The sequence below is a fragment of the Mesorhizobium sp. M8A.F.Ca.ET.161.01.1.1 genome (genome assembly GCF_004792105.1).
Lineage (GTDB): Bacteria > Pseudomonadota > Alphaproteobacteria > Rhizobiales > Rhizobiaceae > Mesorhizobium.
Genome location: NZ_SRTD01000006.1, coordinates 215,282 through 233,121 on the forward strand (window position 1 = coordinate 215,282; position 17,840 = coordinate 233,121).

Genomic DNA, 17,840 nt, shown 5'->3' on the forward strand with positions numbered 1-17,840 from the left:
TCTCTCACAATTCACGCCGCAGCAGGCCGAGAGGCGGCGTATCCGCCTCGGCGCTGCGGCTGTCTGTTCCTGGCCGGAGCAGCCCCGCCCCGCGAAGCGGCGACAGGTTCTTCGCCGGCCAATAGCTCGGCCAGGCATCGCGCGACGCGCGTGAGACGGCAGCCGCCTCTTCCGCCGTGCAGATGCTGGCGACATAGGAGGGGTCGTTTCCGAACACCGCGCCACGCCGCGCGAGCTTGTCGTATTGCAGCGGCAAGGTGTTGCGCACACCGGCAAGACCGAGACCACCCTTGGCGTCGATCGACATCATCTCGTTCATGCACATCTTACCGCGCTCGACGCACAGATTGAGGATGGCGCCATAGAGGTCGGGATCGACGGAGGCGTAGTGCCGGACCGGTTCGTTCTCGCTCGGCTTTTCGAGTTCGAGATAGCTGTCGCGGTTGAGCGCCGCCGACGCGGTCCTGGCCTGTGCCACCCACTGGTCGAAGGCCTGGTCGGACAGGCCGTGGAAGGCGAAACGCATGCCCGAAAAGCCGGCGCCGCTGTAGTTGGCGGAGAAACCGCTATAGGTGCCCGGCCGGTTGATGACGGCGTGCAGCTTCGTCTCCATCGCCGGCATCGCGTAGATCTGTCCGGCAAGGGCTGGGATGTAGAAGGAATTCATCACCGCCGACGAGGTGATGCGGAAATCGATCGGCTGGTTGACCGGCGCCGCCAGCTCATTGACGGAGGCGATGCCGTAATCGGGATAGATGAAGAGCCATTTCCAGTCGAGCGCCACGACCTCGACCCTGAGGGGCTTGTGAAGCTGAGTGACGGGCTGGCCGGGTTCGATCCGGTCGATGCGGCGGTATGGGTCGAGCAGGTGGGTGCCGAGCCAGGTCAGCGCACCAAGGCATATGATGATGAGGAGCGGTGCCGCCCAGATCACCAGTTCCAGTTTCGTCGAATGGTCCCAGTCCGGCGCATAGGTCGCCGAGGCGTTGGATTGCCGGTAGCGCCAGGCGAAAAAGACCGTCAGCGCCATGACCGGCACGATGATGATCAGCATCAGCAGGGTCGAGACCACCAGCAGGTCGCGCTGCTGGGCCGCGACATCGCCCGCCGGCGCGAGCACGACCATGTCGCAGCCGCTCAACAGCCCGGCCAGGGGAAGCAGAAGCAAGGCTCCAAATCGTTTCATCAGACACTGCCCTCGATGGATCGCCGCAGCGCGTTGCGATGTTGCAGTGCGGTATCGACAGAGGGCTACTGCCGGCGACGGCACGGTGACATTGGACAATTTGTCCAATGCCCAGCCGGGCCGGGTCTGGCGCAGTGTGCATTGCACAATGGGATTGCTACAAATGCGTCCCGGGTATTTCATCCACGCGGTGGCGACGGACAAGATGGCTCAGACTTCGACTGCCGAAACAAACAGCGAGTTGATCGGCTCGCATCATGGCCAGGTCAGCGCGGGCGATATCGCGGTCGGCGTAATCGTGGGCAGGACGTCGGAATTCTTCGACTTCTTCGTCTATGCGATCGCGTCCGTCATCGTGTTCCCCAAGCTGGTGTTTCCGACGCATGATCCGCTCGTCGGAACGCTCTACTCCTTCGCCATCTTCGCGCTGGCCTTCATCGCCCGTCCCTTCGGCTCCGTCCTGTTCATGGCCGTCGATCGCGCCTACGGTCGCGGTGCGAAACTGACGATCGCGCTGTTCCTGCTCGGCACCTCGACCGTCGCCATCGCGTTCCTTCCCGCCTATGGCGATATCGGCGCGGTCGCGATCTGGCTTTTGGCGCTGGCACGCATCGGGCAGGGCGTGGCGCTCGGCGGGACGTGGGACGGCCTGCCCTCGCTGCTGGCGCTGAACGCGCCACGGAGCCGGCGCGGCTTCTATGCCATGATCCCGCAACTGGGGGCTCCGATCGGCCTCATCGTGGCCAGCGCTCTCTTCGCCTTCTTCGTCGCCAACCTGTCGGCCGACGACTTTCTTGCCTGGGGCTGGCGCTATCCGTTCTTCGTCGCGTTCGCCATCAATGTCGTGGCCCTGTTCGCCAGGCTGCGCATCGTGGTGACGCCCGAATTCTCGAAACTGTACGAGAGCGGCGACCTCCAGCCGACGCGCATAAGGGACACGATCAGGGCCGAGGGCCGCAATGTCGTTATCGGCGCCTTCGCGCCGCTGGCGAGTTTCGCCCTGTTCCACATGGTGACGGTGTTTCCGCTCTCCTGGGTGTTCCTGTTCACCAATGAGGGGCCGGCGCGCTTCCTGGCGATCGAGGCGGTGAGCGCGCTGTTCGGCATCGCCGCCATCGTCGCGTCGGGCCCGCTCGCCGATCGGGTCGGACGCCGCGCGCTGCTCGGCGGTTCGGCGATCGCCATCGCGACGTTCAGCGGCTTTGCCCCGCAGCTCCTGGACGGCGGCACCGTTGGCGAGGCCCTGTTCATGGTGCTGGGCTTCATCCTGCTGGGGCTGAGCTTCGGGCAGTCGTCGGGCGTCGTCGCATCGAGCTTTTCGCGACGGCACCGCTATACCGGCTCGGCGATAACCTCGGATCTCGCCTGGATGTTCGGCGCCGGCTTCGCGCCACTCGCGGCATTGCTTTTGGCCGGCAATTTCGGCCTCATCGCGGCGGGCGCCTACCTGCTCTCGGGCGCGGCTTGCACCTTGCTTGCCTTGTGGATCGATGGACGGCGTTCGGCCGCGGACCGCCCGACCGACTGAACACCATAATGGCGGCAACGGTCGGCGAGCGTCGCAGGGCGGCGGCCCCGCCGGTCAGCGGAACATCGAACCGCCATCGACGTCGAGCGCCGCGCCATAGACGAAGCTCGCGGCGTCGGAGCACAGGAACAGGATCGCGGCGGCCATGTCGTCGGGCCGGCCCATGCGGCGTATGGGCAGATTGGCCGCGATACGGTCCTTGAGGGCAGGGTCGATGTGGGAATGCATCGGCGAATCGGTCGGCCCCGGATTGAGGGCGTTGATGCGCACCGCCTTTCCCGCCAGTTCGCGCGCGACCGACTTCACCAGCGACAGCGTGCCGGCCTTCGAGGCCGCATAGGCCGTGTCGGCGATAAGGCCGCCACCGCCATGCACGCCGGCGTCCGATGCCACGCAGACGATGTTTCCCCCGCCGCTGCCCTGCATGCGCTGCACCGCGCCCTGGACCGTGAAGAAGGTGCCCAGCAAGTTGACGCCCAGCACGCGCTGCCAGTGCGCCCAATCCTGGTCGGGGATTCGCTTGGCGGTGATGATCGCGGCACAGGTGACGACATTGTCGAGCCGCGCCAGCCTGGCATCGCAATAGTCGAACATGCGCCCGATGCTGTCGGGATCACCCATGTCGGCCACCACCTTGTGCGGCGTCCCGGCCATCCCGCCCAGCTCGTCATGGCGCCTTGCAAGGCCTTCCGCATCACGGTCGCACATCACGACCTCGGCCCCCTTGGAGAGGAATGCACGGGCGGTTTCGAAACCCATGCCGCTCGCGGCACCGGTCACCAGAACGGTCTTGCCGGCAAAGCTGTCCGGGGCAAATGTGGCGTATGCGTCGATCATGATTTCTCCATGGGGCTGAAAGAGGGATGGCCAGCCGTAGGCAAGGCCTGTGGCGCCGGCGCCGGCCGGTTCAGGCCTTCAGGTGCAGCGTCACCAGCACGGTGCATTCGGCGCCGCTGTCGAACCGTGCCGCGACGCGCAGCCAGTTGCCGAAATGGGCAAGCCGCGCCATCGCCACGGCGTCGCGCTCGTCCGGCATCGGAAATTCGGTGCCCTCGCGCAGCCAGTGCATGCCGTCCGGCGAGACCTCGACCCACGCCGTGGCGGTTGGGCCGACGGGTTGCTTGAGCGCCCGCACGAAGAAGATCGCCTCGCGCGCCCATCCCGCCTCGTAAGGCTCGCTGGCGGCTTCGCCACGCCAGCACTCGTTGCGCGAGACGACCGCGGTGATGTTCTCGGGCAGCATCAGAAATCTCCCGAAATGCAGATGGAATCGACGTAGAGGAAGGCCCGTTTGGCGACGTCGGTTTCGGCGAAAAGGCCGAAGTTGAGCATGCACCACAGGTTCTTCATCGCCGGGAGGCGGATCGAATCGAAGCCCGAGAGATCAAAGCTGCGATCGTTGCACCTGAGCCCGAGCGCCGTCATCGTTGCCAGATCGAAATCGAAGCACAAATACGTCCAGTTCACCTTGGTCGGGATTTCGTTGTAGCAGAGACGCTGCGATCCGCCGGGAAGATCGACCCAGCCTTCCGGCGACAGATGGTAGTGGCTGATCGTCTTGTTGTCGGTGCCGATCGGGGTGATCCTTTCGGTCTCGCGTTTGTACTGCCATTTCTGCAGATGCTGGCCGTCGAGCGCGTTCAAGAAGCGCAGATGCGGCATGACGCGATCGTTGTTGCCGTCCTGGTCCCCACCCTGCAGATCGAAGAGGAGGCCGACGGAGCGCACGTCGGTTTCGGACAGCTTCAGCGTGTTGGCCTCCGGCTTGAAGGTAAAATAAATTTCGAAACGGATCGGCCCGCGTTTGCGGAATGTGTGGCGTTTGATGGCGACGTTGCGGGCGCCCGCCACCGGTCGTGTCGCGATCTTGAGGGCATAGGACGAATCCATCCCGCCATGCGAGCCGGCGTCCCAATGGGCGAGCGTCGACAGCATCGCGCTAGTGTGCTGCGCGTAGCCCGGCAGCATGGTGTCGAGATCGTCCTCGTAGTTGCCGACAAGCTGCGACCAGCCGCAATGACCGCGCGCGAAATTGTCGAACGACAATATCCGCGGCAGCGGATCGAAACGGCTGAGCGCGGGGTCCGCGCGCAGCAGCGCCAGGCGCATCGCCTCGGTCAGGTCGCCGGTCTGGTCTGGAGTCTGGTTCTTCATCTGGTCTTCGGCCTCATTCGGCTTTCAGTTTCTTGACGGCTTTCCAATCGATTTCGATGCCGAGTCCGGGTTTTTGCGGGACATCGAGCGTGCCGTTCTTCTGCCTGACGCAGCCGGGCGCGAAATCGGCCAGATGCGTCTTGAACGGGCTGGCATCACACTCGCATTCCATCACGCCGAAGTTCGGCATCGCGGCAGCCATGTGGACGCTCGCGGTCTCGCAGACGATGCCGGACATGCCGATATGCGGAGCGTAGCGGACGTCATGCGCGGCGGCATATTCGGCCATGCGGCGCGTCTCGGAGATGCCGCCGGCGCGCGCCACGTCGGGCTGCAGCACCGACAGTGTGCGGTTGGCGATCAGGCGTTGCGCCTGGTCGAGGGTGAAATTGCTCTCGCCCGCGGCCAGCGGTACGTCGCAGCGCCGACGCAATTCCTCATAGCCCTGCTCGTTCTCCGGCTGCAGCGGCTCCTCGAACCAGAAATAGCCATTTGCCGAAAGCGCGCGGCCAACCTCGACGGCCTCGTCCAGATTGTAGGCCCAGTTCGCATCGACACAGAGCCCGATCGCGTCTCCGGCCCGCTTGCGGATGCGCTCGATGCGCTTGCAAGCGTCGCGCACAGGACGCGCCATCTTGACCTTGACGCGTGTAAAACCCTCGGCGACGTAGCGGTCGAGTTCAGCGTCGGCGGCTTTGTCGTCAACCCAGTTGACGGCCGCCGCGTAGACGTCGATGCAATCCCGTCCGACGCCGCCAAGAAGTTTGGCGATCGGCTGTCCGGTTGCCTTGCCCAGTATATCCCATAGCGCGATATCGACGCCGGCGATGGCCTCGATCAGCATACCGCCTGCCCTGCCCGACAAAGCGCGGCGCATCGACTGCCACAAGGCGCCGATATTGCGGGCGTCCTGGCCGAGCAGGCGCGGCCTGAGCGAGCTTTCGATCAACTCGACATAGGCCTTGGGTGAAAATCGCGCCAGGGTTTCGCCGACCCCGACAATGCCGTCTGTGGTGCGCACTTCGACCAGAACCAGCGACACCTTTTCGTAGACGCCCCATGACGTGACCGTAGGCCTGGGCAGCGTCTGACTGAGGGGATGGGCTATCACCTCGGCAATCTTCAGCGGCCCGGCCGCGGTTGGATCGCTCATGCGCATCGATACCAGACTTCCCTCGTCCCTGCGGATGGCTCGTCATAACGCTCACTTATAAACTTAGCAACCAGAAAACTTAGTTGCTATGTTTGGGACAATCGTGCTAGGCAGCCAAAAGAGGATCCCGATGGCCACAGAAGCAGCACGCAAATCGATTTTCGCCGTGAAGCCCGCGAGCCCATCACGCCTTGCGGATGGGGTCTCCGATGCAATCGCAGCGGCGCTGTTCGACGGACGCATCGCCCCTGGCGAGGCGTTACCGCCGGAAGGCGAGATCGCCCGGGAGTTCGGCGTCTCCAAGCCGATTGCACGCGAGGCGCTGCGCCAGCTGACCAGCGCGGGCCTGGTGTCGACGCAGCAAGGCAAGGTCGCGCGCGCCAAGGCACTCAGCGGCGAGCCGATGGACCGCATCTATGCCTATGCCGTCCGTTCAAGCCTGACGCGGCTTCAGGAAGCCAACGAGATGCGCCGGGTCATCGAGGTCGGCATCGCCCGGCTGGCCGCCGAGCGCCGCGATCCGCGGGGGCTGGACCTGATGCGCCAGGCTTTGCTCGACATGCGGGCCGGCATTGGCAAACCGGGTGATTTCACACAGGCCGACATCATGTTCCACCTCGGCCTCGCGACAGCCACTGGAAATTCCATGATCCGCATCCAGATGGAAGGGATGCGTTCGGTCCAACGGGAGGTTTCGGAGCTGTTCTCACGACGCTCCAATCGCACCGAGGCGGATTGGCGCGCCACCGTTGAACGGCACCAGGCAATCCATGACGCGATCGCGGCGGGCGACACCGACCTCGCGGACCGGCGCGTCCACGAACACTTCGACGCGGCCGACATCGCTTCGTTCGAGGTCGCCGACAAGCTCGGGGAGCCGTCGCCTTGAGCCAGGACCGTTTTTCCCTTGCCGGTCGTCGAGCGCTGGTCACCGGCGCCAGCTCCGGCATCGGGCGCGCGGTTGCGATCGCCCTTGCCCAGCAGGGGGCCACGGTCGCGCTGCACCATTTCGGCGACGCCGCCGGAGCGCGCGACACGGCTGCGGCCATCGGTCCCGGCACCGTTGTGCACGAGGCCGATTTCACCGACAGCAGGGCAATGTCGGCCTTCGCGGACGAAGTCGGCGACGGCGCCATCGACATCCTGGTCTCGAACGGCGCGATCGAGCGGCGCCGTGCCTGGGACGAAGTCGACGAAGCGCATATCCAGGCACATGTCGCGGCCAACTTCACGGCCCTGCTCACCTTGGCCACGCGGCTGGTTCCAGCCATGGCAAAGCGCGGATGGGGGCGCGTGGTGGCGACCGGCAGCGTGATGGCGAGGCGCCCGCGCGCCGAAACGATCGTCTATGCATCGCTGAAGGCCGCGCAGCTGACGGCGGTGCGCGCCATGGCGCGTGACGTCGCGCCGCACGGCGTCACCATGAATGTGGTATCGCCCGGCGCGATCGAGACGGAGGCCACCGCCGAGCGGTACCGGGACGCCGCTTTCCGCCAGGCGGTTGCGGCGAAGATTCCCGCCGGACGCCACGGCCAGCCCGACGACGTCGTCGGCGCTTTCGTTTTCCTGTGCAGCGACGCCGCCCGCTACATCACCGGTGCCGACATCCCCGTCGACGGCGGTTGGACGATCGGTGACGCGCCCGGTGCCTTGCCAGGAGCGACAGCATGACCACACGCCGCCGGCCGGGCCATTGATATCGCGCCCACAGTTGTTGAGTGACCATCAGCGTTTCGGGAGGAAATCATGAAGACCGCAATCAAGCTCGCACTATCGGCCGTGGCGCTGTGCGCCCTATCGGCACAGTCGATGGCCCAGGAACTCCGGATGACGGTGTGGACCGGCAACGAGGCCCATCTCAAGATGCTGAACGGCATCGCCGCGGGTTTCATCGCCAAGCACCCGGGCGTCACGGTGAAGTTCGAGACCGTTCCGGTCGCCGACTATACGCAGAAGCTCACCTTCCAGGTCGCCGGCGGTAACGCCCCCGATATCGCCTGGATGATGGAAGATGCCGCACCGGCCTTCGAGAACGCCGGCCTGCTCATGGACATCGGCCCGACGCTGAAGGCGACCGAGGGATACAATTTCGAGGATTTCTCCGAGCCGGCGATGGCGCTCTGGCAAAACGACGGCAAGGTCTACGGCATGCCGTTCTCGACCTCGCCTTTCCTGATCTACTACAACAAGGACATGTTCGACAAAGCGGGTCTCGAAGATCCCAACCAGCTTGCCGCGAAAGGCGAGTGGAACATGCAGAAATTCCAGGAGGTCGCCAAGAAGGTCACCGACGCCAATCCCGGCAAATGGGGCTTCGAGTTCAAGGACGGCGAAGGCTATGCATCGCGCATGACGCACGCCTTGCTGCCACCCGTGCGCGCCTATGGCGGCGATCTGTGGGCCAACGGCCAGTGCGGCCTGGACAAGCCGGAAGCGGTGGCCGCCGTCAAGCAGCTCCACGACATGGTGTTCAAGGACAAGTCGATCGTGCCGCCGGGGGAACAGGGCGACTATTTCTCCGGCAATTCGGCGATGACCGTGAACCAGATCTCACGGGCCTCGAAGATGCCCGAGGCGGGTTTCAAATGGGGCATCGCTCCGCTGCCTTCGGGACCGGCCGGCGAGGCTCCGGTCATCGGCCAGGCCGCGCTGACCGTCTTTGCATCGGGCAAGAACACGGAGCTCGCCGCCCAGTTGGTCGCCGAGATGACCAGCAAGGACAATGTGGCTGTCATGGCGCAGTTCTTCCCGCCGGCCCGCAAGAGCGTCCTGGAGAGCGACGCCTTCGTCAGTTCCAACAAGCTGATCCCGCCGGAACAGATGAAGAGCGTGGCCGCCGCGATCGTCAACGGCCGCGTCCATCCCTCGCATGAGCATGTGCCGCAGATCTTCGCGGCGATGGCGCCGCGCGTCGACGCATTGTGGCGGGCCGACGCCAATGTCGAAGAGGCGCTGAAGGGCGTCTGCGCAGCCATCCAGCCGCTGCTCTGACAGGGGCTCCGCTTCGTGGCCGGCAAGGCATTCCGGGACAATGCGGCGCGCGCTGCGGGCGCGCCGTGGCTGACCTTGAAGACCAGGGAAATGCTTGAAGCGTGGCTGTTCGTCAGCCCGACGCTGATCGGCTTCCTGATCTTCTTCCTCGGCCCGCTGGTCGCCATTTTCTACTATTCGACGACCGAGTGGAACCTGCTCAGCCAACAGGCGACGTTCGTCGGGCTCCGCAATTTCCACAACGTCCTGCTGGAGAACCCCGACTTCTGGCATGTCGTGCGCAATTCCGTGATCTTCGCGCTGGGGCTCGTGCCCCTGAACATGGCATTGGCGCTCTCGCTTGCGCTGGCGCTGTCGCGGCCGTTCTTCGGCGTCGTCTTCTTTCGCACGGTATTCTTCGCGCCGGTGGTCACGTCGGCGATTGCCTGGGCGATCGTCTGGAAATTCATGCTGCAAGGTGAAGGCGGCGCCGTGAACCAGATGCTGGCCTGGATCGGCATAAACGGTCCGAACTGGCTGCGCGAGCCCAACTGGGCGATGGCGGCGGTCATCGTCACCCGCGTCATCAAGATGGTCGGGCTCAACATGATCCTCTACATCGCGGCGCTGCAGTCGATACCGCGCGACTACGAGGAGGCGGCGACGCTGGAAGGCGCTTCGCGCTGGCAGGTCTTCCGCATGATCACCTGGCCGCTGCTTGCGCCAACGACGCTCGTCATCATGGTTCTGACGACGATCGGGTCGTTCAAGGTGTTCGACCACATCTACCAGATGACCGGCGGCGGCCCGGAAAACGGCACGCTGGTACTGGCGTTCTACATCTACCAGCAGGGCTTCAAATTCTTCAACGTCGGCTACGCGGCCGCACTGGCGCTGATCATGTTTGTCATCGTCATGGCGCTGACCCTGGTGCAGGTGATGCTGCGGCGGAGGGATATGGAGTGACCGCGCGCCGGACCGAAATCCTCTATCGTATCTGCTGGACCGTGGCCCTGCTGCTGCTGGCGGTGCCCTTCGTGTTCCCGTTCCTGTGGATGATTTCCGGTGGCTTCAAGAGCACCACCGAAATCTTCGGCACGCCGACCTTGATCCCGCGCGTCTGGCGCTTCGAGAATTTTGTGGAAGTGTTCACCTATCAGCCCTTCGCGCGGCAGTATTTCAACTCGCTCTACATTGCCGCGACGGTGACGGCGTTGACCCTGTTCATCGCCTCGCTGGCGGGCTATGCGCTGGCGCGCATCCGTTTTGCGGGTGCGGGTCTTTTGATGCTGTTCCTGGTGATGGCGCTGATGGTGCCGGAGGAGGTCACCATCATCCCGAACTTCTTCCTGATCCGCGCCATGGGCCTGATCGACACGCACTGGCCGCTCATCCTGCTGCCGGTCTTCGGCCCGCAGGGTGTGGTGGCGACGTTCCTGATGCGCCAGTTCTTCCTGGCGCTGCCCAAGGAACTCGAGGACGCCGGCAAGATGGACGGGCTGTCGCGCTTCGGCGTCTGGTTGAAGATCGCGCTGCCCATGTCGCGGCCGGCGCTTGCCGCAGTCGCGATCATCACTTTCCTGCATTCGTGGAACCTGTTCCTCGAACCGCTGATCTTCCTCAGTTCGCTGGAGAAGTTCACGCTGCCGCTGGCGCTGTCCAATTTCAACGACAGCTACGGCCTGCCCCTGTGGAACCTGCAACTGGCGGCGACGAGCCTGGCGGTGGTTCCCATCCTCATCATCTATCTGATCGCCCAGCGCCAGATCATCGAGAGCTTCGCCCTCTCCGGCGTCAAGGGATAAGGGACGTCATGACAAAGGTTCTGCTCAAGGACATCCGCAAGAATTTCGGCACCGTCGAGGTCATCCGCGGCGTCGATCTCGAGATCGAGGATGGCGAGTTCGTGGTCTTCGTCGGTCCGTCGGGATGCGGAAAGTCGACGCTGCTGCGGCTGATCTCCGGCCTCGAGCACATCAGCGACGGCGAACTCCACATAGGCGGCCGCCTGGTCAACGAGGTGCCGGCGGCCAGGCGCGGCGTGGCCATGGTGTTCCAGTCCTACGCGCTTTATCCGCACCTGACGGTCCGCGACAACATGGGTTTCGGCCTCAAGGTCCGCAAGGTGCCGGCCAGCGAACGCGCCCGCCGTGTTTCGGAAGCCGCCGCAACGCTGAAGCTCGAACCGTTGCTCGACCGCTTTCCGCGTCAGTTGTCGGGCGGACAGCGCCAGCGCGTGGCCATCGGCCGGGCCATCGTCGGCAATCCGGACGTCTTCCTTTTCGACGAGCCGCTCTCGAACCTCGATGCTGAACTGCGTGTCCACATGCGCTCCGAGATCGCGGCGTTGCACCAACGCCTGTCGACGACGATGATCTATGTGACCCACGACCAGATCGAGGCCATGACGCTTGCCGACAAGATCGTGGTGTTGCGCGACGGCAGGATCGAACAGGTCGGCTCGCCCCGCGACCTCTACGACAGCCCGCGGACCATCTTCGTCGCTCAGTTCATCGGCAGCCCCAAGATGAACATTCTGCCACTTGCCGACGGACAGCCGATCGCGCTTGGCGCGTCGGTCCCCGCGACGGCCACGTCGGTCGGCATTCGACCCGAGCACCTGTCGCTGGGCCAGCCCTCGAACAGCACGTTGCGCGGCAAGGTAGGGCTGGCGGAATATACCGGCGCCGTCACGCTGCTCCATGTCGCGCTGGATGGGGGCCGGACCTGCCTCGTCATCCACAATCAAGGACCGGCGCCCGAAGCCGGCGCCGAGGTCGGCCTGCGGGCCGAACCCGGACATCTGCATTTCTTCGACAAGGAAGGACGGGCGGTCTGATATCTGCCGCGCGATCAAGCAGCGCGACGCTCCTGCGATCCGTGCCTTACGATCTATCCCGCCGCCAGCGCCGTGACTTCCCGCCGAAACGGCAATGCGTCGCCGATGTCGGGTTCGTCCAGCTCGCGGGCGAAGCGGTGGCCGGCATAGGTTGCCCATGCGATGGGCCCCGGTGCTTCGGCGTCGCCGATGACCTTGACCGAACGGATGCCATTGTCGGCCCACTCGTTTTCCCGGACCTTGAGATCGCGCCAAACGGCGTCGTCCTGATTGCGAGAGGTGACCAGGACGGCTGCATCGGCTGTCAGATCCTGTTTGGCGCCGGTGTAGACGCAAGCCGTCAGGACACCGCCAGAAGCGACACTCACGACGCTCCTGTTGAGCACGATATCGACCCCGAGCTCCGCCAGGCGGCGGTGAATGGCCCCCTGCTCCAACGTGTTGCGGGTCCAGTCCGAGACATAGGCCGATGGCGTCACCAAGGTCACCTTCGTTCCCTGACGGGCCATCAGCTCGGCGAGTACGCCGCCCATGTAGTAGTGGTCGTCGTCGAACAGCACGACCTTGCCGGAAGGGACCTTGCCGTCCATCAGATCGTCAGGCGTGTAGACCGGCATCGCGCCGTCGATCGGCATCGGCACGATATGGGCACGCGCGACGCCATCGCGGCGCCACGTCGATCCGGTGGCGATGGCGATGTTCTGGAAGCCGAAGGACAGGATGTCATCCGCCGTCAGTTGGCTTTCGAAATAGATGTCGACATCAGGCATCTGGCCGAGCTGATACTGCCGATAGTCGCGCACCCTGCCCCAGGCCGACAGGCCCGGAAGTTTGCTTTCGCGCGCCACGCGCCCGCCAAGCTCGGTACCGGCTTCCGCGATGGCCACCTTGTAACCGCGCAGGCCGAGCGCACGCGCGGCCTCCAGTCCGGCAGGCCCGGCGCCGACGATCAGCACGCTGTCGCTGTCGCCCTTGGCCTGCATGCGCTCCGGATGCCAACCCTTGCGCCATTCCTCCATGAAGGTCGGGTTCTGCGTGCAGCGCGAGATCGACATGGTCATGTCGCCGGTGATGCAGATGTTGCAGCCGATGCATTCGCGAATGTCCTCGATGCGGCCTTCCTCGACCTTCCTCGGCAGGAAGGGATCGGCGATCGACGGGCGGGCGCAGCCGATGAAGTCGAGCGTGCCCGACCTGATCATCCTGACCATCACGTCGGGCGAGGTGAAGCGGCCAACGCCGACGACCGGCTTCGAGGTCAGCTTCTTGATGCCCGACACCAGGCTCTCCTGCGCCGCCTCGTCCTTGAAGCGCGACGGGCCGGAGCAATCCTCCCAGGCGCCGTGCGCGAGATCCCACAGATCGGGCAGGTCGGCATGCATCTCGATCATGTCGCGGACTTCCGAATTGGCAAAGCCGAGCTCGCCGATCATCTCGTCCAGCGACAGCCTGAGCGTCAGGCCGCAGGTGTCGCCGATCGCGTCGCGCCCTTCCTCGATCAGCTCGCGCATCAGCCGCGAACGGTTTTCCAGCGAGCCGCCATATTCGTCGCCGCGCTGATTGGTGGCGGTCGACAGGAAATGCTGGATGATGCCGAAACCGTGCGCGCCATAGAGGCATACCAGGTCGAAACCCGCCTGCTTCGCGCGTTTGAAGGCATTGCGGTGCCAGCGACGCAGGTCGCGGATGTCCTGCTTGTCCATGGCGCGTGCCTGCACCGGATCGTTGGTGAAGGTGCGGATCGGCAGGGCCGACGGCCCTCGCGGCACCTCCTTGGTGTAGAGGTTGGGACCGTTGATCCCGGAATAGGCGAGCTGGATGCCGGCCAGCGCGCCGTGTTCGTGCATGGCTCTCGCCATCTTGGCCAAGGCGGGAATGTCGGCGTCGTCCCATAGCCGCAATTCGATGAAGGGCGTGATCTCGGAAGTGTGGTGCATCTCCGTCTGCTCGGTGAAGATGACGCCCCATCCGCCTTCCGACTTGATGCGGCGCATCTCGGCCGCGGCCGACGGATCTCGATAGCCGCCGCCATTGCAATGCGGAACCTGATAGAAACGGTTCTTGGCCGTTACCGGACCTATCTTCATCGGCTCGAACAAGATGTCGTAGCGTTGGTCGCGCATGGTGCTTCCTCCGTACCGGCCCGGCACTGCCGGTCCCGCCGAGACTACTCATAAGTTGGAGCCGGCGCGGGAAAACTACGGATTTCTTCTGCGCCGATTAGGACGCGCCTAATCGCGCGCGCCGGCGCGGATTAGTCTGTGTTGAACCGGGGCTGAGCGAAATGCGACTTCAGGGCATTGGCGGCATGGTGCTAGACAGCCAGGACCACACAGCGAGACTGGAACATGGACAGTATCAGGATACTCGAAAGGCTGATCGCATTCCCGACGGTGAGTCGCGACTCGAACCTCGACCTGATCGGCTATGTGACCGAGTTGCTTGAAGCGAGCGGCGTTGCCTGCCAGATCGTCCGCAGCGCGGACGGACACAAGGCCAACCTCTTTGCCACCATCGGCCCGGCCGACCGGCCCGGTGTCATGCTGTCGGGCCACACCGACGTCGTTCCCGTCGACGGCCAGAACTGGACGCTGCCGCCGTTCGAAATGACCGAGCATGACGGCAAGCTTTATGGACGCGGCGCTGCGGACATGAAGGGTTTTGTGGCCTGCGCGCTCGCGGCCTGCGTCAAGGCCTCCAAGATGGCGCTTCGGACGCCGCTGCATTTGGCGCTCTCCTATGACGAGGAAGTCGGCTGCCTGGGCGTGCGCGACCTGATCGAAATGCTGAGCGCGGCGCCGCGACGCCCGCTGCTGTGCATCGTCGGCGAGCCAACCAACATGCGGGTGGCGACCGGGCACAAGGGCAAGCTTGCCGCTCGCGCCATCTGCAGGGGACGCGAAGGCCATTCGGCGCTCGCCCCGCTGGCGCTCAATGCCATCCATCTCGGCTGCGATTTCGTGCGCGCCTTGCGCGACGAACAGGAGCGGCTGGCCCGCGACGGCGCCCGCGACGGCGACTACGACATTCCCTACACGACGGTGCATGTCGGCAAGATCAATGCCGGCGTCGCGCTCAACATCGTGCCCAACCTGTGCCAGGTCGATTTCGAGATCCGCAACGTTGCCGCCGACAATGCCGCCGGCATTCTCGACAGGCTGCGCATTGCCGCGGCGCGCATCGCTGAGGACGCGGCTTCGATCGCGGCCGAGGCCGCGATCGAAATCGAGATCACCAATACCTATCCGGGCCTCGACACGCCGGCCGCATCGGCGGCGGTGGCTTTCGTCAAATCGCTGACTGGTGCCAACGACACGATGAAAGTCGCGTTCGGCACGGAAGGCGGCTTGTTCAGCCGCGATCTCGGCACGCCTGCCGTCGTCTGTGGGCCGGGCTCGATGGCGCAGGGACACAAGCCGGATGAATTTGTCAGCGTCGAACAGCTGCGGCGTTGCGACGGGATGCTGGACAGATTGCTGGAACGGCTCACGGACGGCTGGCCGTGATGCGAATGGCAGCCCTCACTTCACGATGCGTTCGGTGCCGAAGACACCCTGCTCGACGACGAAGCGGCGGCAGTGGTCGATGAAGGCCTGCACCGTCAGCGTGCGATGCTCGGCGTTGGGCAAGGCAATGCCTATGGTCAGCGGCCTGAGGTCCCCCAGCAAAGGCACGAAGACCAGCAATTTTCCGTCCGGCGACATGGTGTTGAGCGGCCGCATATTGGCGATACCGTAGCCGAAGCCATTGGCAACCATCGAGCGCATCACGGCGATGTCGCCGGTGCGCTCGACGATCTTGGGCCGCAGACCCCTGGGCTGGAAAGCCGACAGGAAGTATTCGCGGCTGTAGGGCAGATCGAGCAGCACCATCGGCTCATCGACCAGTTCCTCAGGGGTGATGCCTGCCTTCGCCGCCAGGCGATGCGCGGCCGGAAGCATCACATAGGCCGGCAACTGCATCAGCGGCTCGAAGGTCATGTCCTGCGACAGCTCCAGATCGTAAGTCAGCGCGGCGTCTATCTCGCCACGCTGCAGCATCTCGAACAATTGGCCCTGGTTGCGTTCGAATTGCCGGACGCGCACATCGGGATAGGCATCCTCGAATTTCTTGCGCAGCGCCGGCAGCACGATCTGCGCGAAAGTGAGCAGGCAGCCGATCGCCAGCGGTCCGCGCACCTTTTCGGCGATGTCGCCGGCAATGTCGTGCAGCGCGTCGGCGTCGTTGAGCAGGCGCGCGGCTTCCTTGAGGAACAGGCGCCCGCCCGCGGTGAGCGCCAGGGCATGCGAGTGCTTGCGCACGAAAAGCTGGACACCGAACTCGGCTTCGAGCTGGGCGATCGACGCCGAGATCGACGGCGGCGAGACGTTCACCTGCTCGGCCGCCTTGGCGATCGAACCCGCTTCGCCAACGGCGACGAAATATTCGAGCTGTCTGAGCGTGAAGCGGAGCGGCATGGTTCTATGTTGCCGGTTTGCGGCTGGTGATCAAGTCGCGCCCACTCCTCAGTACTTGATCCAGGTGGTCTTCAGCGCGGTGTATTTGTCCAGCGCGTGCAGCGACAGGTCGCGCCCGAAACCGGACTGCTTGAAACCGCCGAAGGGAGTCATCGGGCTCAGCGCATCGACGGTATTCACGGAAACCGTGCCCACGCGCAGCCTTTCCGCGAGGCGATGCGCCCGCGACAGGCTGTCGGTCCACAGCGATGCAGCCAGGCCGTAGACACTATCGTTGGCGATGCGAAGCGCCTCGTCTTCGGTGTCGAAGGCGATCACCGACAGAACCGGACCGAAGATCTCGTCGCGGGCAAGCGGGTCGTCGGGCGAGACGTTGTCGAAGATCGTGGGCTGCACAAAACTGCCGCGCCCGTCGACGGCGACCCGGTCGCCGCCGGCCACCAGCCGTGCCGACTTCCTGCCGCCATCGATGAAACGCATGACGGTCGCGGCGTGGCGCGCGTCCACCATCGCACCCATCCTGGATGCTGGGTCGAGCGGATCGCCGGGCTGGGTCGCGGTTGCGCGCTCTGCCAGTTTCTCGACCAGCGCATCCTTGATGCCGCGTTCCACCAGAAGCCGGGAATTGGCCGAGCAGACCTGTCCCTGGTTGAAGAAGATGCCGAAGGCGGCCATGTCGGCGGCCGCATCCAGATCGCCGCAATCCGCGAACACCAGATTGGGGCTCTTGCCACCGGTCTCCAGCCAGACCTGCTTCATGTTCGACTGGCCGGAATATTGCAGGAACATCTTGCCGACAGCGGTCGACCCCGTGAAGGCGAGGCAATCCACATCCATGTGGCGGCCAAGCGCCTGGCCAGCCGTCTCGCCGAGGCCGGGCACCACATTGAGCACGCCGGCGGGCAGGCCCGCCTCCATGGCAAGCTCGGCCAGCCTGAGCGCCGAGAATGGCGATTGCTCGGCGGGTTTCAGCACCACCGAATTGCCCGCCGCCAGCGCTGGCGCGCATTTCCAGGTCGCCATGTCGAGCGGAAAGTTCCACGGCACGACGGCGCCCACGACCCCAAGCGGCTCACGCCGCACCAAAGCGAGGTCGCCCCGGCCCGTCGGCGCCACCTCGTCATAGACCTTGTCTATCGCTTCGGCGTACCACTGGAAGATCGCCGCCGACCCCGGCACGTCGATTGTCGCTGCATCCTTGACCAGCTTGCCCATGTCCAGCGATTCCAGCAGCGCGAGCTCCTGCAGGTTCTCGCGCAGCAATTCCGCCAGCCGCAGCAGCACGTGCTTGCGATGCTGAGGGCTCGCTCGCGACCAGACGCCAGCCTCAAAACTGCGCCGCGCCACAGCGACTGCGAGGTCGATGTCCTCTTCGCCGCAGGAAGCAACCTCGGCGAGCGTTGCGCCCGTGGCCGGATTGATGCTGGCGAAGGTCCGGCCGGAGCGGGCGGGCACCGCCTTGCCGTCGATGAACGCCCTGTCGCGAAAGCGGATCGCCGACGCCTTGCCGATCCAATCCTTATGACTGAGTTCGCTCATGCCGGCTCCAGATG

16 protein-coding genes are annotated in these 17,840 nt (G+C 64.7%); 8 read left to right on the forward strand and 8 right to left on the reverse strand.

The genetic code is table 11. The annotated features are described in order from the left end of the window. Positions 1-4: 4 nt before the first annotated feature. A complete protein-coding gene (gene cyoA / locus EN804_RS17545; protein WP_135920456.1) occupies positions 5-1,186 on the reverse strand; it encodes a ubiquinol oxidase subunit II in 1,182 nt (393 codons plus the stop codon). 205 nt (positions 1,187-1,391) lie between these two features. Here cyoA and EN804_RS17550 point away from each other — a divergent pair, with 205 nt between their 5' ends. Continuing rightward, positions 1,392-2,714, forward strand: a complete 1,323-nt coding sequence (locus EN804_RS17550; protein ID WP_135920562.1) for an MFS transporter — start codon at positions 1,392-1,394, stop codon at positions 2,712-2,714. A gap of 54 nt (positions 2,715-2,768) precedes the next feature. On the opposite strand, the gene EN804_RS17555 is transcribed toward EN804_RS17550, so the two are convergent. From EN804_RS17555 to EN804_RS17570, 4 genes are all read right to left on the reverse strand, one after another. Beyond that, positions 2,769-3,551 carry an SDR family oxidoreductase gene (locus EN804_RS17555; protein ID WP_135920458.1) on the reverse strand — a complete coding sequence of 261 codons (783 nt, stop codon included), beginning with the start codon at positions 3,549-3,551 and terminating at the stop codon, positions 2,769-2,771. Between the two features lie 70 nt (positions 3,552-3,621). Continuing rightward, complete coding sequence (locus EN804_RS17560) at positions 3,622-3,957, reverse strand: hypothetical protein (RefSeq protein WP_135920460.1); 336 nt, start codon at positions 3,955-3,957, stop codon at positions 3,622-3,624. After that, positions 3,957-4,823, reverse strand: a complete 867-nt coding sequence (locus EN804_RS17565; RefSeq protein WP_127871028.1) for a DUF6772 family protein — start codon at positions 4,821-4,823, stop codon at positions 3,957-3,959. The genes EN804_RS17560 and EN804_RS17565 overlap by 1 nt, the downstream gene beginning before the upstream one ends. A 58-nt stretch (positions 4,824-4,881) precedes the next feature. Next, the gene (locus EN804_RS17570) at positions 4,882-6,021 is read right to left on the reverse strand and encodes a mandelate racemase/muconate lactonizing enzyme family protein (protein ID WP_135920462.1); all 1,140 of its coding nucleotides are present in this window, start codon (positions 6,019-6,021) and stop codon (positions 4,882-4,884) included. Positions 6,022-6,151: 130 nt separating this feature from the next. Here EN804_RS17570 and EN804_RS17575 point away from each other — a divergent pair, with 130 nt between their 5' ends. From EN804_RS17575 to EN804_RS17600, 6 genes are all read left to right on the forward strand, one after another. After that, positions 6,152-6,910, forward strand: coding sequence for a FadR/GntR family transcriptional regulator (locus EN804_RS17575; protein ID WP_135861871.1), 759 nt, complete (start codon positions 6,152-6,154; stop codon positions 6,908-6,910). After that, positions 6,907-7,692: an SDR family oxidoreductase gene (locus tag EN804_RS17580; protein ID WP_135916936.1), complete on the forward strand. Its 786-nt coding sequence runs from the start codon at positions 6,907-6,909 to the stop codon at positions 7,690-7,692. Before EN804_RS17575 ends, EN804_RS17580 begins: the two co-directional genes overlap by 4 nt. A 75-nt stretch (positions 7,693-7,767) precedes the next feature. Next, complete coding sequence (locus tag EN804_RS17585; RefSeq protein ID WP_135920464.1) at positions 7,768-9,012, forward strand: sugar ABC transporter substrate-binding protein; 1,245 nt, start codon at positions 7,768-7,770, stop codon at positions 9,010-9,012. 90 nt (positions 9,013-9,102) lie between these two features. Beyond that, positions 9,103-9,957 carry a sugar ABC transporter permease gene (locus EN804_RS17590; RefSeq protein ID WP_127275847.1) on the forward strand — a complete coding sequence of 285 codons (855 nt, stop codon included), beginning with the start codon at positions 9,103-9,105 and terminating at the stop codon, positions 9,955-9,957. Next, the gene (locus tag EN804_RS17595) at positions 9,954-10,796 is read left to right on the forward strand and encodes a carbohydrate ABC transporter permease (RefSeq protein WP_127275841.1); all 843 of its coding nucleotides are present in this window, start codon (positions 9,954-9,956) and stop codon (positions 10,794-10,796) included. The genes EN804_RS17590 and EN804_RS17595 overlap by 4 nt, the downstream gene beginning before the upstream one ends. Positions 10,797-10,804: 8 nt before the next feature. Continuing rightward, complete coding sequence (locus EN804_RS17600; protein ID WP_135920466.1) at positions 10,805-11,830, forward strand: ABC transporter ATP-binding protein; 1,026 nt, start codon at positions 10,805-10,807, stop codon at positions 11,828-11,830. Positions 11,831-11,883: 53 nt separating this feature from the next. Here the strand turns inward: EN804_RS17600 and EN804_RS17605 are convergent, their stop codons facing one another. Beyond that, positions 11,884-13,953 (reverse strand): FAD-dependent oxidoreductase, encoded by a 2,070-nt coding sequence (locus EN804_RS17605; protein WP_135920468.1) that lies wholly within the window; start codon positions 13,951-13,953, stop codon positions 11,884-11,886. 225 nt (positions 13,954-14,178) lie between these two features. On the opposite strand from EN804_RS17605, the gene argE reads away from it, so the two are divergent. Beyond that, positions 14,179-15,336: an acetylornithine deacetylase gene (argE, locus tag EN804_RS17610; protein ID WP_135920471.1), complete on the forward strand. Its 1,158-nt coding sequence runs from the start codon at positions 14,179-14,181 to the stop codon at positions 15,334-15,336. 15 nt (positions 15,337-15,351) lie between these two features. Here the strand turns inward: argE and EN804_RS17615 are convergent, their stop codons facing one another. Continuing rightward, a complete protein-coding gene (locus EN804_RS17615) occupies positions 15,352-16,287 on the reverse strand; it encodes a LysR family transcriptional regulator (protein ID WP_015316459.1) in 936 nt (311 codons plus the stop codon). Positions 16,288-16,335: 48 nt separating this feature from the next. After that, positions 16,336-17,826: an aldehyde dehydrogenase gene (locus EN804_RS17620; protein WP_135920475.1), complete on the reverse strand. Its 1,491-nt coding sequence runs from the start codon at positions 17,824-17,826 to the stop codon at positions 16,336-16,338. Positions 17,827-17,840: the final 14 nt, after the last annotated feature.

Excerpts from the sequence above, each read along its gene's own strand:
- cyoA (WP_135920456.1), bottom strand. The coding sequence starts at position 1,186 with ATGAAACGATTTGGAGCCTTGCTTCTGCTTCCCCTGGCCGGGCTGTTG.
- EN804_RS17550 (WP_135920562.1), top strand. The coding sequence starts at position 1,392 with ATGGCTCAGACTTCGACTGCCGAAACAAACAGCGAGTTGATCGGCTCG.
- EN804_RS17555 (WP_135920458.1), bottom strand. The coding sequence starts at position 3,551 with ATGATCGACGCATACGCCACATTTGCCCCGGACAGCTTTGCCGGCAAG.
- EN804_RS17560 (WP_135920460.1), bottom strand. The coding sequence starts at position 3,957 with ATGCTGCCCGAGAACATCACCGCGGTCGTCTCGCGCAACGAGTGCTGG.
- EN804_RS17565 (WP_127871028.1), bottom strand. The coding sequence starts at position 4,823 with ATGCGCCTGGCGCTGCTGCGCGCGGACCCCGCGCTCAGCCGTTTCGAT.
- EN804_RS17570 (WP_135920462.1), bottom strand. The coding sequence starts at position 6,021 with ATGAGCGATCCAACCGCGGCCGGGCCGCTGAAGATTGCCGAGGTGATA.
- EN804_RS17575 (WP_135861871.1), top strand. The coding sequence starts at position 6,152 with ATGGCCACAGAAGCAGCACGCAAATCGATTTTCGCCGTGAAGCCCGCG.
- EN804_RS17585 (WP_135920464.1), top strand. The coding sequence starts at position 7,768 with ATGAAGACCGCAATCAAGCTCGCACTATCGGCCGTGGCGCTGTGCGCC.
- EN804_RS17590 (WP_127275847.1), top strand. The coding sequence starts at position 9,103 with ATGCTTGAAGCGTGGCTGTTCGTCAGCCCGACGCTGATCGGCTTCCTG.
- EN804_RS17600 (WP_135920466.1), top strand. The coding sequence starts at position 10,805 with ATGACAAAGGTTCTGCTCAAGGACATCCGCAAGAATTTCGGCACCGTC.
- EN804_RS17605 (WP_135920468.1), bottom strand. The coding sequence starts at position 13,953 with ATGCGCGACCAACGCTACGACATCTTGTTCGAGCCGATGAAGATAGGT.
- argE (WP_135920471.1), top strand. The coding sequence starts at position 14,179 with ATGGACAGTATCAGGATACTCGAAAGGCTGATCGCATTCCCGACGGTG.
- EN804_RS17615 (WP_015316459.1), bottom strand. The coding sequence starts at position 16,287 with ATGCCGCTCCGCTTCACGCTCAGACAGCTCGAATATTTCGTCGCCGTT.
- EN804_RS17620 (WP_135920475.1), bottom strand. The coding sequence starts at position 17,826 with ATGAGCGAACTCAGTCATAAGGATTGGATCGGCAAGGCGTCGGCGATC.